We start from the raw sequence: 13,097 nt of genomic DNA on the forward strand, positions 1-13,097 counted from the left end.
TTGCACTTTTCACTCGCTCGCACGCTCTCGATCGCTTTCGCTACGTAACGTGCGATCGATTATTCAGCAAACCCTAAGTAATTCCCTGAATTAACGCGCGCCGAACTTCTGCATTCTGTTCCTTCAACACCGGGTGAGAATGTCCGGTGACTTCACCTTCGGCGAGAGTGAGGTGAGGTTTTTTTTCTCCTTCGATTTTCGGCACGGGAGTGAGAATTACGTCCCCTTGTCGGATGGGTTGCATAGGTTTTTTCTCAATTTTGTTTACTGGTGTCGATCTTTTCTACCAGAACTTAATGCTACATTTGTAATACAGGATTGTCAACAGCAACCAACCACATTCGATAACTCTTTGCTGCACTCACAGGGGTTATATTGAAGTGTTAAAGTCGCCTGGGTGAGGGTGGCTTTATAGATATTGTCGATGTGAATGAAAGATTTTTGGTGAAACCCGCCCCTACAAATATTGTGGTTAATTCATGGAATCAGTTATTACTTGACCTATTTGGGATTGCAACCTATCTCGTCTTTGTTGCTAAGGTTGCTGTCATGGCACGACCTCCTTTAACTATATTTATAGCAATTTAAATTAACCCTATTTTCCCAGCAAATTTGTATGTTGCGTCCGATACCAAAAAAGATATTTAAATCGAAACGATAGATTTATGACGCACCATACAAGTTGATTTAACTATTATATTATCCTTGAAATGTGGCAACCGCAACGCGATCGCGCCCTGCTTCTTTCGCCCGATAAAGCGACTCATCGGCCATTGCAATTAGCTCCCCCGGCTGCGATTTCGCCCCCGGAATGCAGCAAGCTACACCCAAACTCAGCGTTACATATTCGCTGACAGCAGACTTATCGTGAGCTATATGCAAACCCCGCACCTGTTGTGCGATCATTTCAGCTACGGAAGTGGCACCTTCAATATCCGTATTCGGCAAAACCACTACAAATTCTTCTCCACCGTAACGCGCTACTAAATCTGCAGCTCGCTTTACCGAATGCTGGATCACCGCTGCCACTTGCCGCAAACATTCATCTCCCGCTTGGTGCCCATAAGTGTCGTTGAAAAGTTTGAAATAATCAATGTCGCACATAATTAATGACAGCGGTGCTTCTTCCCTCGCCAAACGCCGCCATTCCGTATCGAGGTATTCATTAAAAGAGTGGCGGTTTCTTACCTCAGTCAAACTGTCGTAATTGGCCAAATACTGCAAGGCTCGATTCACTGTTTCTAACTGCTGTTTCTGCTGCTGCAACTGACGGTTGAGCTCCGCCAACTGCTGTTCGGCTGAGTGCGATCGCAACAAATTTCTCACCCTCGCCAGCAATTCCCTCTCGTCAAAAGGCTTTGAAATATAATCGTCAGCACCCGCATCCAAACTTTCGATCCGAGCGTCCATCCCCGATCGCGCTGTCAAAAAGATTACCGGAGTAGATTTCAATTCTGGCGTGTTCCGAATCTCCTTGAGCAAATCCAGTCCGTTTTGTCGGGGCATGATTTGGTCGCTCACAATCAAATTTGGCTGCAAACTTTTGGCTTTTTCTAAACCTTCAACCCCGTCACTCGCCACAGCGACTCGATAGTACGGAGTTAATAAAGTTTGGAGGTAAGCCTGCAGAAAATTGTTGTCTTCTACTACCAGCAACAGCGGTAATTCTCTGCGGTCACTTGTTAATTGTTCCAGATGATTTTTGTCGTCAAAACTGTTAGGTTCCGGCAGCCGTGCCGGGGGTGCGATCGCCCGGACATTTCCCGAACCCCACTCTCCGGAGCCGAATCCAGTCAGTCCAGCCAATTGGGCGATCGCACTCACCAACTGATTCGCTTCCACCGGCTTCGACAAATGCCTCTGAAACCCCGCCTCCAGCGCTTCGGCCGAATCTTCTTCCTCAATCCCTCCCGTCAGCGCCACGGCCGGCAGCAGTTCCCTGTGCTCGGACATTTCCATTGCTCTGATGCGGCGGATTAAATTGCAGCCGTCGGCTCCCGATACCGTCATATCGCTCACCAACACGTCCGGGCGCGACTGTTGCAACTCCGCCATCGCTTCGGCGGCGCTACCCACCGCTGTTACCTTGGCTCCAAATGCTTCGAGGCCAGTTTTGAGAAATTGCCGGATCTCGGCGCTGCTTTCGACAACCAGGACTTGCTTTCCCGCTAGGGGTTTGGAAACCGATCCGGGTCTGCTTTCGGTTTGGGCGATCGCAGCAGTGCGATCGTCGGGTGCATTTTTGTTGGCGCCCGGTAGCAGCACATCAAAGGTCGCCCCCTGACCGAGGCCGGGACTCGAAGCCCAAACACTTCCCCCGTGCAGTTCCACCAACTGTCGCACAATTGAGAGTCCGAGCCCGAGCCGATTTTGTTCCTTGTTCTGGAAGTTGTCTGCTGGGCGGAAGTAGTCAAAGATGTGGGGCAGAAATTTGGGGTCGATGCCGCAACCGCTGTCGCTGACCCGAATCAACACGCCCGACTCAGTAGGCTCGATCCGCACTTGAACTGGGTATGGTGTGGATTCTGGGGTGAATTTGATGGCGTTGGCCAGGAGGTTCCAGACTAATTGCTGCAAGCGTTCTGCATCCGCCAAAACGTAGCTGACGGCGGGGTCGAAATGTTTTTCTACGCGGAGGTTTTTGGCATCGGCGGCGGGACGGAGAGTGTCGATCGCAGATTCCACGATCGACGGGAGGTGAACTTCGCCGAGGTTGAGGCACACTTTCCCCCGCAGCAACCGCGAGAGGTCGAGGAGATTGTCTATTTGCCTGTTTTGTAATTTGGCGTTGCGCTCGATAATTTCCAAAGCGCGGCTGGTGGTGGCTTCGTTTAAATTGCGCGATCGAGCTAGCTGCGCCCATCCCAAAATCGCGCTCAGGGGCGATCGCAGTTCGTGGGAGGCGATCGCCAGAAATTCGTCTTTTGTCCGGTTGGCTTCGGCTTGGGCTGCTTCAAAGGCTTTGCGATTGGTGATGTCGAATCCGATCGCCAAATACTGACAGGGTTTTCCCTTACACCCCAACAGTGGAACTACTGATGCGTACACCCAATAATCACTTCCATTCTTGGCTTTACTCTTAATGTCTCCTTGCCAAACTTCACCTTTGGCAACAGTTGACAGCAGATTTTTGATAATTTCCGAAAATTTATATTCCGAATGGAGGATGCCGAAGTGGCTACCGATTAGTTCTGCCTGGGAATATTTGGATATGGAGCAAACTCGCTCGCTGACATAGTTGATAATTCCTCGCGCGTCAGTCCTCACCGCCAGTGCCGATCGGTCGATCGCTCTTTTAAAATCTAAACATTCTTGTAGCGACGAATCTAGTTCTTTTGTCGTAGAAAATTGACCTAGCCGATCGGACGCGTTTTGTTGCTGGCGATCGGGCTTATCCTTACTCCGTTGTTGGATTTCCATTGTTTCTATTTTCCCCTGACGGCTGACACCTAATCTACTCGCATCCTGATTCATTATCACAATTTTCTTTCCCGCACCGACGGGTGTAATATTTTGTATCTCTTCATCTTCCTGAAAAATTGGCAGGCACCACATCCACTCCGGAGTAACCTTAATTTTTGTTTATAGTTGGCTAAAGTTTGTCAATCTGAGGACTGATTTTTTCATGTCTAGCCGATCGTCGGCTGCTGGCTCATTCCTTTTTATCTTTTATCTTTTGCTAGGGGGAATCACTGAGGAATTTATGGTGTGGAGTACACACCGACAGTTGCATTCTTGTTTTAAACAGATATCATAACCGTCAACTTTTTGCTCGCAATTAGTCCTAGTATCTGGCACAAAGTCTCGTCTTCGGCAGGCTTTCGCGTCTGTGGCATTCTGCCTCACCTGCACTCAAGGAGATATATGTGCAGCGCTAGACAGTTCCCAAATCACGGGCGGGTTGGGGCGCACAAAGTCCCTGTCTGGCGATCGTCCGTAACTTCTTTTAAATTATTTTCTTCAACATCTTGACAGCTCTGTATATTTTTTGTATTATACTTTGTAACACAGTTCAAGCAATAGAACCGCCAAACTGCATTGGCGCACTCAACTATTAACAATTTGAGGAAAATCGTCTGTGAATTTAGACGCTGTACGCGAGCAATTTGAACAAATAGCATTTGATTATGACGGCTTAATTCCTCGCCTCATTCCGCGCTATCGCGAGCAACACGATTTAATATTGCAGTTAATCTCTTTTGAAACTAATGCTAAGATAAAAGTTCTGGATTTAGGCGCAGGGACGGGCCTACTGTCGGCTCTGATCTTGCAAGGATTTCCGCAAGCTAATGTTGCAGCCTTTGACATCGCGGAAAATATGCTAAAAATATGCCAAACTAATTTGTCCGCTTTCGGAAAACGGCTGACATTGCAGCAGGGAAACTTTGCCGAAGATGATTTCGGCAGCGGTTACGATTTGGTAGTTTCTGGATTGGCAATTCACCACCTAGATAGCGAAGGGAAACAAAAACTTTTTCAGAAACTTTTCCACTCGATGAATCCAGGGGGAATCTTGCTAATTCGAGATATTGTGACAGGTGCTACCCCCAGGCTGACTGAGCAATACGAACAGTTGTGGCGGCAGTACGTGAAAGCTAATGGAGAAGACGATGCAGCCTGGTTTCAAAAATATTTAGAAGAAGATATTCCCTCCTCTGTGGAAGAGCAGACAAAGTGGCTTGCAGAAGCTGGTTTTGCGGACGCAGGATGTCACTGGCGCTATCTAAATTTTGCTATTTTTGGCGGAGTTAAGGAGTGACTGCAACTGGTAAAGCTTCGTTAGGATCGGCGATTGCGACAAAAATCTTAACCGATAGGAGTCTGTAAATATGCCATAAATTAACGTTACACTGTCATGAAAATTATCTGGAATCGGATTGACTCTTGGCTTGCTGCTAATGCGCCAGAAATCCTGAACAACCTGCAACCGGGAGCAACCCATGAAGCTATAAAAGCAGCCGAACAATTTTTAGCAATCGAGTTTCCTGAAGATGTAAAATCATCTTACCGCATTCATAACGGTCAGTTTGAAGAGAGATATTCAGTAATGCCATACTGGCAGTTTCTTTGTTTAGAAGGAATGATAGGAGAGTAGAATTCTTGGAAAGAATTACTGGATGCAGGCGACTTTAACGAGGAAGATGGCAATGATTGCGGCTGCGCTTCAGATGGACTGATTCGGACAGAATTGTGGTGGAATCCGAAATGGATTCCGATCGCGCTTCCGACCTCAGCGGCGACAGTCTTTGTTTGGATTTAGATCCAGCACCAAGAGGTCAAGTTGGGCAAATTATTTTTATGTGCCACGATGATGGTTACAGAGGCTTTATTGCTAAAAGTTTGCGAGAATGGTTAGAACAGTTAGCCACAGATTTAGAAGCTGGTAAATATAAATTTGAGAAAACAAGCTTTTATTTGAAAAAACAAAGTGAATAATTCACGCTTAGTCAAAATTAGCAAATACCTCAGCCGACATCTGCGACACGCGCCCTCGCGCATCGGCATTCAACTCGCTCCCGGCGGCTGGGTTCCTGTCAGCGAACTCCTTGATGCGTGCCAAACAAATAACTTTCCTGTTCAGCTTGCCGAACTCCAGAAAGTAGTGGCGCAAAACGACAAACAGCGCTTTTCCTTCGACGAAACGGGCACTCTAATTCGTGCCAACCAAGGACACAGTGTAGAGGTTGACTTGCAGTTAGAACCGGCTGTTCCCCCGGATATTTTATATCACGGAACAGGTAGCACTGCCGTCGAGTCTATTCTCAGTCAAGGAATTAGGAAAATGTCGCGGCATCACGTTCATTTGTCGGTGAATATCCAGACGGCGCGCCAAGTAGGTGCAAGACACGGCATCCCGGCAGTCTTTACTGTAGATGCCGCAGCCATGCAACGCGACGGTCATACATTTTACTGCTCGGAAAACAAAGTTTGGTTGGTAGATTTTGTGCCGCCCGCTTATCTCAAAATAAGTTGAGAATTTTCACTTTTTTTGTAGAATGTCTACCACAAAAGCAGTAAAATAAGAGTAAGTAGGAGTTTTGCCAAATGAGTGCGGAAGATATGGGCGATCGCGAAAACAATTTTCATCAAAATAATTCTCCAAATAGAGGTCTGCTAGGCTCTGGTTGGCGACCTTTTTACCGTCAATTTGATTGGCAACACCTGGTACATTTAGCGTCTAGCGACCCCCAAGAACTAGCTCAAAAAACTTTAGGTGCAGCTAGCGACATTGCCGACGCAATGGGACGACACCAGTATACTTGGTGGGCAAATATTTTAAATGTATTCTCCGAAAATACTCGCTACGAAATGGATGAATTTTGGGATTACATTACTCCGCAGCCAGTTTACCCGGATTACCGCTACAAAGACGTTTTAGTTACGGAAACTCCTGTGGTGCAATTTGTCAGCCGCGCTAGCATTCCCATCGACTACGTTCTCAACAAACTCCAAGAAATTACTGTTTTCAAAGTTCTGGATTTGCTAGGGAAACCGGATGCGATTACCCAGTCTTTTATGGAGCGACATTTTTGTTATCCCCCGGAGCGGTTTGTTAGCTGGGAACGCTTGGAAGTTTTGGGTACTGTTTATGCTTCTTGGGCTCGATTCGGCTGCTGGCTGCAAATTGACAGCTACGACAGGGGAAGACGCTGCTACACTCTGATTTGCCAAGATATTGCGCCGCTAGTTAGCAAGGCAACTTATAATTTAGCGGTGATTCTGGGCGGGTACAAAAGCCGCGTCGGACAGGTTCACAGCCAGTTCCCTATTCGCACGTTTACGGAGGAGGTTCAAAGTTTTACCGATACAGTTCAGCAGGCAATTCTGGATCGAAATCAGTTGGCTGTTTTGGTCAGCGGCGAACCGGGGACTGGCAAAACTGCTTGGACGCAAGCGGTAGCAAAGGAAATTTTAGTGCCTCTGGGTTATGTGATTTTTATCTTAGACCACGATGCTGTGGAAAATTTTGTGCCGCCTAGTTATTTAGAGCGGATTTGTATTATTATCAATGAGGCTGATAATTTGGCTCAAGATCGATCGACTGCCGAGGCACAACGCACTAACAAAACTGAACATATTTTGAGTTTGCTGGACGGAACTTTGTATCAAAGCGTCATTGACGAACACGGCATTCAATTTCAGCAAAAACTCGTAGTTTTGATGACTTGCAACACGACTGAAAGATTAGATCCTGCAATGTTACGGAAAGGGAGAGTGGATTTTACCAGTGAATTTACGCACAAATTTGTTTGAGCGCTCTATTGCATTCTCAAGCTATCTGGCGATCGCACTGAGTACACGATCTAATACTATGTTTGATGTTGGATTTTCAATTAAAGAATTGGGAATGACTGATGAAGCTCATGGTTTGGATCGCGGGCCGACAGCTACATTCTTTTGAGAACTTGTATAAAATACCGCACAATCACCAGCAAATGTTCTGAAGATCAAAGTTTGGGGGAAACTTTCTTGAGTAGCTATAGACCATTGGTGTCAACAATCGCCTCAAACCCTTTTTATCCCTCGTTTTTTGCCTAGTCTGGCTGCCCTGTTGCGCCCCGGAATAGTCTGGGGACACAACAGAGCACTCCAGTCCCCTCCGACTATTATTCGGGGGCGCCAGCGAGATATATGCCTCACCGTCAAACAGCAACCGGGAACTAGCTTTGGTCTTAAATTGACACTAATGCCTATAGACATATCCCCATCAAAAATGATATCAATGATGGGTGATACCCTCTAAGGGTCTCGTCCGAGAGAGCAAATCAGGGGAAAACAGCATTTTTGGTCTCAAATAGAATTTTTCAAACTTGACAGCTATGGAGGGAATCCCAAACCGTGCAAACTAAGCCAGTTCAGCAAAAAAGTCAGGGACTGGGAAGGTACGTTGACGGGACTGTCCCGATCGCCCAACAACCCACAGAGGCAGCCGTGTCCGAGAGTAAAGACCGATTTCGGCGGTTTGTGGAGCGCTCCGCCGAGGCCGTGGCAATGGTAGATTGTGAAATGCGCTATCTGTCGGTTTCTCGTCGCTGGGAAACAGATTGCGGGTTGGGCGACGGCGAGGCGATCGGCCGATCTCATTGGGAACTGTTCCCGAATCTCCCGGAATATTGGGAGCAAAATGCCCGGGCTTGTTTGACGGGAGTTTTGGAATACAGCGAGTTTGTGGCAGGGCGATCGATCGCATCTTTATCAGGAAAAACCGCAAGCGGCTGTGTCAGCGAGTCGGTAAGGTGGGTATTTCAACCTTGGAAAAATAGCGAAGGTGCGATCGGCGGTTTGATTTTGTTTGCATCTAAGATAGGTGAGGCTTCCGCTCAAACCAATTGCTATAATAATAAATTTCAGTCCGAGGTCAAAAGCAAGCAGTTAGAAACTATACCGCAACTAACTCAAATTGCCCTCGAAAATGCTGCTGATACAATCTTTTTTAGTACCTCCGACGGTCAAATTTGCTACGCGAACACAGCCGCTTGCCATCTTTTCGGCTACTCGGAATCGGAACTGCTAAACATGAGGGTTAGCGACATCGATTCGCACTTGCCAGCATCGGATTGGCGAGAACACTGGGCTCAACTCAAGCAGCAAAACAACCTCACTTTTGAAACCAGTTACAAAACCAAAGACGGCACCCGTTTTTCCGTCGAAGTTAAAGTCAATTATTTAGAATACGGCGGCTGCGAATACCGCTGCGCGATCGCCCGCGACATTTCCGCTCGCCAAGTAGCAGAATCAGCGCTCGTAGAGGCAAAAGAGCAACTTCAAGCCGTTTTGGACGCGGTGCCGGGATTAGTTTCTTGGGTAAGTTCCGATTTGCGCTATTTGGGAGTAAACCGACATTTAGCTAGCGCTTACAAAATGCCGTCCGAACTATTTATCGGTCAAAAAGTGGGTTTTTTAGATACAAGTCCCAAATTTAACGATTTAGTATACGATTTCTTTGGCAGCCATAAAAAAAAGACATCTCAAGAAGTAACAGCGAGCATCAGAGGAGAAAATAAAACTTATCTAATAGTAGCTCAAAAATACCATAACAATACGGCGGCGGTATTTGTGGGATTGGATATTACAGAAAGCAAACAGTCTCTTTTAGCTTTGCAAGAATCAGAAGAACGGCTGCGACAACAAGCGGCTAAATTAGAGCAGACGCTGTTAATTTTGCAGCAAACTCAAACTCAACTGATTCAAACAGAAAAGATGTCATCTCTGGGGCAGTTAGTAGCAGGAATAGCGCACGAAATCAACAATCCAGTTAGTTTTATTTCTGGCAATGTCAGCCACGCCACTGGCTACATTCAAGAACTGCTGCGCTCGATCGACCTTTACCAAAAGTATTATCCCCATCCCGTGCGGGAAATTCAAGATTTGATAGAAGAATTAGACTTAGACTTCATCAAAAAAGACTTGCCAAAACTGCTAAATTCCATGAAAGTCGGTTCGGAAAGGATTCGCGATGTCGTGCGATCGCTCCGCTTGTTCTCGCGTACCGACGAAGCCCAAATGAAGCCGGCTGATATCCACGAAGGTTTGGACAGCACTTTGCTGATCTTGCAAAATCGCCTGCAAGCTAAAGGGGGACGGCCGGGGATTTCTCTAGTTAAAGAGTACGGGGATTTGCCGCTAGTCCGCTGCTATCCGGGACAATTAAACCAAGTGTTCATGCACTTGTTGACAAATGCGATCGATGCTTTGGAAGAAGGAGGGAGAAATCCCGAAAAGTATGGTAAAATCCAAAATCAGTCTTACTTGTCTTCAGCCCGGTCGAACTCTGAAATATTCAATCCAGAAATTCGGATTCGGACTTCCGTGGTAGGGGAAAACGAAGTTGCGATCGCCATTAGCGATAACGGTCCGGGGATGACTGAAGAAGTCCTCGGCTGCATCTTTGACCCTTTGTTTACCACTAAATGTCCCGATACGAGCACTGGTTTGGGTCTAGCAATCTCCCAGCATTTAGTAGTAGAAAAGCACGGCGGTAAGTTGCACTGTGTTTCGCGTCCGGGAGAGGGAACGGAGTTGATAGTTAAAATTGCGATCAGCAACGATTAATTAGCTATTTACAAATAGGAAATAAGATGGTAATTGAGTGGCTCAAATTTAAAGTACCTCAAGAAAAGTGGGAGCAGTTTATTGAGCGAGATCGGGAAGTTTGGACGGCGGGACTAAAAAAAATCGACGGTTTTTTAGGCAAAGAAATTTGGGTAGATCCGGTGGAAAACGAGGTGGTGATCTTGATTCGCTGGGAAACTAGGGAGAAGTGGAAGTCGGTGCCGCAAAGCACAATCGATGAGTTGGATGCCCAAATGGGGGATTTGCAAATTGCGATCGCCGAAAGTCGCGAATATCAAGTTCGCAAGTTTTTGCATTAGTTAGTCAGCAGTCAGTCGATCGTGTTCATTTTTGAAAGATTAATCATGCGTTTTACTTTTATTGTACCGCAGACATTGATTTGGTATTTGGTGTGAAGGGCGATCATTCTCGGTAGAATCATTGCAGTGTTTGGTATTTGGTGTTAGGGGCGATCACACCACCCCTTGCTTTCCACCTATGCAACCACAGATAACCTGGAAACTTTCGGATCTGATTTGTTGTGCTGTGTGCGCTACCTAGACAGTGACAGACTTGGCAATTTTTGCCAGCAATCGTAACGCTTCATTGACAGAAGCTGAGTCTCGAAATATTTCTGCTACGTCTGGATCGAGAATCACAACATTACTTGATTTCATATAGGCTTCATAGTATTTGCCACGGACACCACCTGAAAAATCGTATTCAGGTCTCATCTCGTCATTAATTGTTACTTCAGGTTCCTGACTCATAGCTTTTTCTCTCTTGTCGGGTGGCTAAACGGGCGCTGATTAAACGCACTTCACCTTCTCGTTCTGTATGGGACACAACAAAAAGGCGCTGTAAATTTGACTGACCGATCGTTAAAAGACGGAACTCACCTACAGAGTGGTTAGGGTCAGAAATTGTAATAGCCAGTGGATCTCCGAAGACAGTGACAGCTTCTTCAAAAGACACACCATGCTTTTTGGCATTACTACTGGCTTTGTTTGAGTCCCACTGAAACTTCATAGATCTATTCTACTCTCAAGCAGAAGAGGGAGGTTGGCAATTGCCTAGCTTACTGCTCTATTTTACTATTTAGGGCAAAATGGCGAAAATCAAAAATGTCAATGTGACTGACTTCTAGGAACTCATAGACTCTGAGGAATGTTGAACTGCTGCTGTAGCGCTTTCATGGCTTTATCGACTGGAATACCTTCACCTCGATCGAAGCTTTCGAGTCCTTTGCGGATACCGATGATGGCTTCGAGGTAGTCGATACGTTCTAGCAGTTGTTCGTAGGTATTGAGTTGGGGGTTTGGAGTGGATTTTAGCGATCGTACCAAGCTGAGAAGATCCGCAAGCAGTTCGTCAGGGGTGCTATCGATTTCTTGGATGAGGAGTTCTTTGATGGTCATCGCGACATCTCAGGAGGATTGATACTTTGATTATAACGAGTGTCGAGCGCTATGAGTTTTGATGGGCGATCGCTCTTGGTAGAATCATCGCAGTGTTTGGTATTTGGTGTGAGGGGCGATCGCTCTTGATGCGTGAGGGGCGATCGATCTTGGTAGAATCATCGCAGTGTTTGGTATTTGGTGTGAGGGGCGATCGCAACTCGTACAATGATCGCATTGAAATAGTGGAAATAGAGCAGATTGTAAGTGGAAAAAGAGGTTGGGTAACACCAGCGTCAACCCAACCTAAAAGTGAGGGCGCTACAGCGAGAGAGCTACCGATACAGCAAGACTGACAAGGCTTGGATATGCAGCTTTAATTTCTCTTTTTCCCCATCTATAACCATCGTTGTGAGGATCAGAGAAGTGAACATCCTCAACATCTCCATTTCTTGAGTATTTCACAGTCCAGTGTGGATACTCACTGCTTTGCCCCGCTCTTCTCAACAAGTAGGCACGAGCATCATCACGTACCTTGTATTCGAGAGCATAACCTTCATCATCAGAAAAACCTGCTGATTGCCAACTAGAATATGCCATTTGTTCACCTCTATACTTTATTCGGGTTTATACAGGTGCATGCACCCCAAACGGATACTTAATCGAATGCAAAGAGTTTGTTTTACAGCTTCACTATCCTCTAATTGCTTGTTCTGTCATTCTCTCAAATTCATCGCATTTGTTGATAAGGGTTTGCACAATTTTGATGAAATAATTGATATCCAGTAAACTGATTTCTGCATTGTGCATTATCGAAAAAACCTGCCTCCCATTAATTTCCTCTAGACACCAAAAACCAGTTTTATACTTACTACTTTCCTTAAGAAGATATGACGAAATTTGATGAGGAATATAATCAAAACTATCAAATTTTAAACCGCTCGGACAAGAAAACTCCAAGGTTGTGTCGTATCTCAAGATAAACACTGTCTGCGTACTTCCCGAAGCCATGTTAAATTTTATGATAGCCTTGTTAGAGTTGATGTCAGCAATTCTCCAGCCAATTTGATTGCAATATCCTCTGACTGTTATCTGAAAGTTGTTAGACGAAAACAAGTCTTTTTCAATTGCCATATGCTACTCCTCAAGTTAATGATAATTATGACTTTAAATTACATTACGGTAGATGCCTGATTTGCGGGTCAGGGATAATCTTGCCAGTTGTGCTAGTTTTGGCTAAATTTTCTCTGCATTTAGGTTAGGTGTCTAAACAAACCATTTACTATTGGCTGTTTCACCTCCTATACCTATATCAACGCGGTAGGTTTCTCCAGAATATTTAAATTCTCTCCGTGCAGCAGGTATATCTCCATTACCGCCGTAACTTGTTGCTCTATTGTTTCCGAGCCAACTAATTACTTTATCTACAGTACGCTCAAAATCATCATGAGCTTTTCTAGGCAGTTCTGATTTTCCTTTACTTTTCAACCCTTCAACCACAGCGACAGCTTCGCTATAAGTTGGGGGCTGAGAAAATGCTTTGTCTGATGTAGCTAAATTATCTGTATTCTTCTGCAATTGAGCGTAGAACCTATATGTACCCATGTCTTACTCCATTGAATCGAGTATATTTAACGATCGCTTTCA

Annotated in this window: 16 protein-coding genes; 7 read left to right on the forward strand and 9 right to left on the reverse strand. The window is 45.7% G+C overall.

All coding sequences use genetic code 11. The features are described 5' to 3' along the window. Nucleotides 1-73 precede the first annotated feature (73 nt). Together QUA50_RS09625 and QUA50_RS09630 are read right to left on the reverse strand one after the other, a co-directional pair. A complete protein-coding gene (locus tag QUA50_RS09625) occupies nt 74-244 on the reverse strand; it encodes a hypothetical protein (protein WP_333262463.1) in 171 nt (56 codons plus the stop codon). 455 nt (nt 245-699) lie between these two features. Next, complete coding sequence (locus tag QUA50_RS09630; protein ID WP_333262465.1) at nt 700-3,555, reverse strand: diguanylate cyclase; 2,856 nt, start codon at nt 3,553-3,555, stop codon at nt 700-702. A gap of 523 nt (nt 3,556-4,078) precedes the next feature. On the opposite strand from QUA50_RS09630, the gene QUA50_RS09635 reads away from it, so the two are divergent. From QUA50_RS09635 to QUA50_RS09665, 7 genes are all read left to right on the forward strand, one after another. Beyond that, nucleotides 4,079-4,759 (forward strand): class I SAM-dependent methyltransferase, encoded by a 681-nt coding sequence (locus tag QUA50_RS09635; RefSeq protein WP_333262468.1) that lies wholly within the window; start codon nt 4,079-4,081, stop codon nt 4,757-4,759. Nucleotides 4,760-4,855: 96 nt separating this feature from the next. Then, entirely contained in the window at nt 4,856-5,095 is a 240-nt protein-coding gene (locus tag QUA50_RS09640; protein WP_333262471.1) for an SMI1/KNR4 family protein, read from the forward strand. Between the two features lie 95 nt (nt 5,096-5,190). Further along, nucleotides 5,191-5,436 (forward strand): SMI1/KNR4 family protein, encoded by a 246-nt coding sequence (locus tag QUA50_RS09645; protein WP_333262474.1) that lies wholly within the window; start codon nt 5,191-5,193, stop codon nt 5,434-5,436. Next, nucleotides 5,429-5,974 carry an RNA 2'-phosphotransferase gene (locus tag QUA50_RS09650; RefSeq protein WP_333262477.1) on the forward strand — a complete coding sequence of 182 codons (546 nt, stop codon included), beginning with the start codon at nt 5,429-5,431 and terminating at the stop codon, nt 5,972-5,974. The genes QUA50_RS09645 and QUA50_RS09650 overlap by 8 nt, the downstream gene beginning before the upstream one ends. Nucleotides 5,975-6,045: 71 nt before the next feature. Further along, entirely contained in the window at nt 6,046-7,254 is a 1,209-nt protein-coding gene (locus tag QUA50_RS09655; protein ID WP_333262479.1) for an AAA family ATPase, read from the forward strand. Nucleotides 7,255-7,839: 585 nt separating this feature from the next. Next, nucleotides 7,840-10,053 carry a PAS domain S-box protein gene (locus tag QUA50_RS09660; RefSeq protein WP_333262482.1) on the forward strand — a complete coding sequence of 738 codons (2,214 nt, stop codon included), beginning with the start codon at nt 7,840-7,842 and terminating at the stop codon, nt 10,051-10,053. A 26-nt stretch (nt 10,054-10,079) separates the two neighbouring features. Then, nucleotides 10,080-10,373, forward strand: a complete 294-nt coding sequence (locus QUA50_RS09665; RefSeq protein ID WP_333262485.1) for a TIGR03792 family protein — start codon at nt 10,080-10,082, stop codon at nt 10,371-10,373. Nucleotides 10,374-10,610: 237 nt separating this feature from the next. On the opposite strand, the gene QUA50_RS09670 is transcribed toward QUA50_RS09665, so the two are convergent. The 7 genes from QUA50_RS09670 to QUA50_RS09700 form a co-directional block, all read right to left on the reverse strand. Continuing rightward, nucleotides 10,611-10,823: a hypothetical protein gene (locus QUA50_RS09670; RefSeq protein ID WP_106147613.1), complete on the reverse strand. Its 213-nt coding sequence runs from the start codon at nt 10,821-10,823 to the stop codon at nt 10,611-10,613. Next, on the reverse strand, nt 10,807-11,082 hold the full coding sequence (locus QUA50_RS09675) for a BrnT family toxin (RefSeq protein WP_333235588.1): 276 nt from the start codon (nt 11,080-11,082) through the stop codon (nt 10,807-10,809). Before QUA50_RS09675 ends, QUA50_RS09670 begins: the two co-directional genes overlap by 17 nt. A gap of 122 nt (nt 11,083-11,204) precedes the next feature. Further along, nucleotides 11,205-11,471 (reverse strand): hypothetical protein, encoded by a 267-nt coding sequence (locus QUA50_RS09680; protein ID WP_333262487.1) that lies wholly within the window; start codon nt 11,469-11,471, stop codon nt 11,205-11,207. A gap of 49 nt (nt 11,472-11,520) precedes the next feature. Beyond that, a complete protein-coding gene (locus QUA50_RS09685) occupies nt 11,521-11,688 on the reverse strand; it encodes a hypothetical protein (RefSeq protein WP_333262490.1) in 168 nt (55 codons plus the stop codon). An 83-nt stretch (nt 11,689-11,771) separates the two neighbouring features. After that, a complete protein-coding gene (locus QUA50_RS09690) occupies nt 11,772-12,050 on the reverse strand; it encodes a hypothetical protein (protein WP_333262492.1) in 279 nt (92 codons plus the stop codon). 93 nt (nt 12,051-12,143) lie between these two features. After that, on the reverse strand, nt 12,144-12,584 hold the full coding sequence (locus QUA50_RS09695) for a hypothetical protein (protein WP_333262494.1): 441 nt from the start codon (nt 12,582-12,584) through the stop codon (nt 12,144-12,146). Nucleotides 12,585-12,716: 132 nt separating this feature from the next. Further along, the gene (locus tag QUA50_RS09700) at nt 12,717-13,055 is read right to left on the reverse strand and encodes a hypothetical protein (RefSeq protein ID WP_333262496.1); all 339 of its coding nucleotides are present in this window, start codon (nt 13,053-13,055) and stop codon (nt 12,717-12,719) included. Between the last annotated feature and the right edge of the window lie 42 nt (nt 13,056-13,097).

The organism is Microcoleus sp. M2_D5 (genome assembly GCF_036701935.1).
Taxonomy (GTDB): domain Bacteria; phylum Cyanobacteriota; class Cyanobacteriia; order Cyanobacteriales; family Microcoleaceae; genus Microcoleus.

Bases quoted from the DNA above. Each gene is read 5' to 3' on its own strand.
- QUA50_RS09685 (WP_333262490.1), bottom strand. From the start codon at position 11,688: ATGCGATCATTGTACGAGTTGCGATCGCCCCTCACACCAAATACCAAA.
- QUA50_RS09655 (WP_333262479.1), top strand. From the start codon at position 6,046: ATGAGTGCGGAAGATATGGGCGATCGCGAAAACAATTTTCATCAAAAT.
- QUA50_RS09670 (WP_106147613.1), bottom strand. From the start codon at position 10,823: ATGAGTCAGGAACCTGAAGTAACAATTAATGACGAGATGAGACCTGAA.
- QUA50_RS09640 (WP_333262471.1), top strand. From the start codon at position 4,856: ATGAAAATTATCTGGAATCGGATTGACTCTTGGCTTGCTGCTAATGCG.
- QUA50_RS09700 (WP_333262496.1), bottom strand. From the start codon at position 13,055: ATGGGTACATATAGGTTCTACGCTCAATTGCAGAAGAATACAGATAAT.
- QUA50_RS09680 (WP_333262487.1), bottom strand. From the start codon at position 11,471: ATGACCATCAAAGAACTCCTCATCCAAGAAATCGATAGCACCCCTGAC.
- QUA50_RS09690 (WP_333262492.1), bottom strand. From the start codon at position 12,050: ATGGCATATTCTAGTTGGCAATCAGCAGGTTTTTCTGATGATGAAGGT.
- QUA50_RS09665 (WP_333262485.1), top strand. From the start codon at position 10,080: ATGGTAATTGAGTGGCTCAAATTTAAAGTACCTCAAGAAAAGTGGGAG.
- QUA50_RS09625 (WP_333262463.1), bottom strand. From the start codon at position 244: ATGCAACCCATCCGACAAGGGGACGTAATTCTCACTCCCGTGCCGAAA.
- QUA50_RS09675 (WP_333235588.1), bottom strand. From the start codon at position 11,082: ATGAAGTTTCAGTGGGACTCAAACAAAGCCAGTAGTAATGCCAAAAAG.
- QUA50_RS09695 (WP_333262494.1), bottom strand. From the start codon at position 12,584: ATGGCAATTGAAAAAGACTTGTTTTCGTCTAACAACTTTCAGATAACA.
- QUA50_RS09630 (WP_333262465.1), bottom strand. From the start codon at position 3,555: ATGTGGTGCCTGCCAATTTTTCAGGAAGATGAAGAGATACAAAATATT.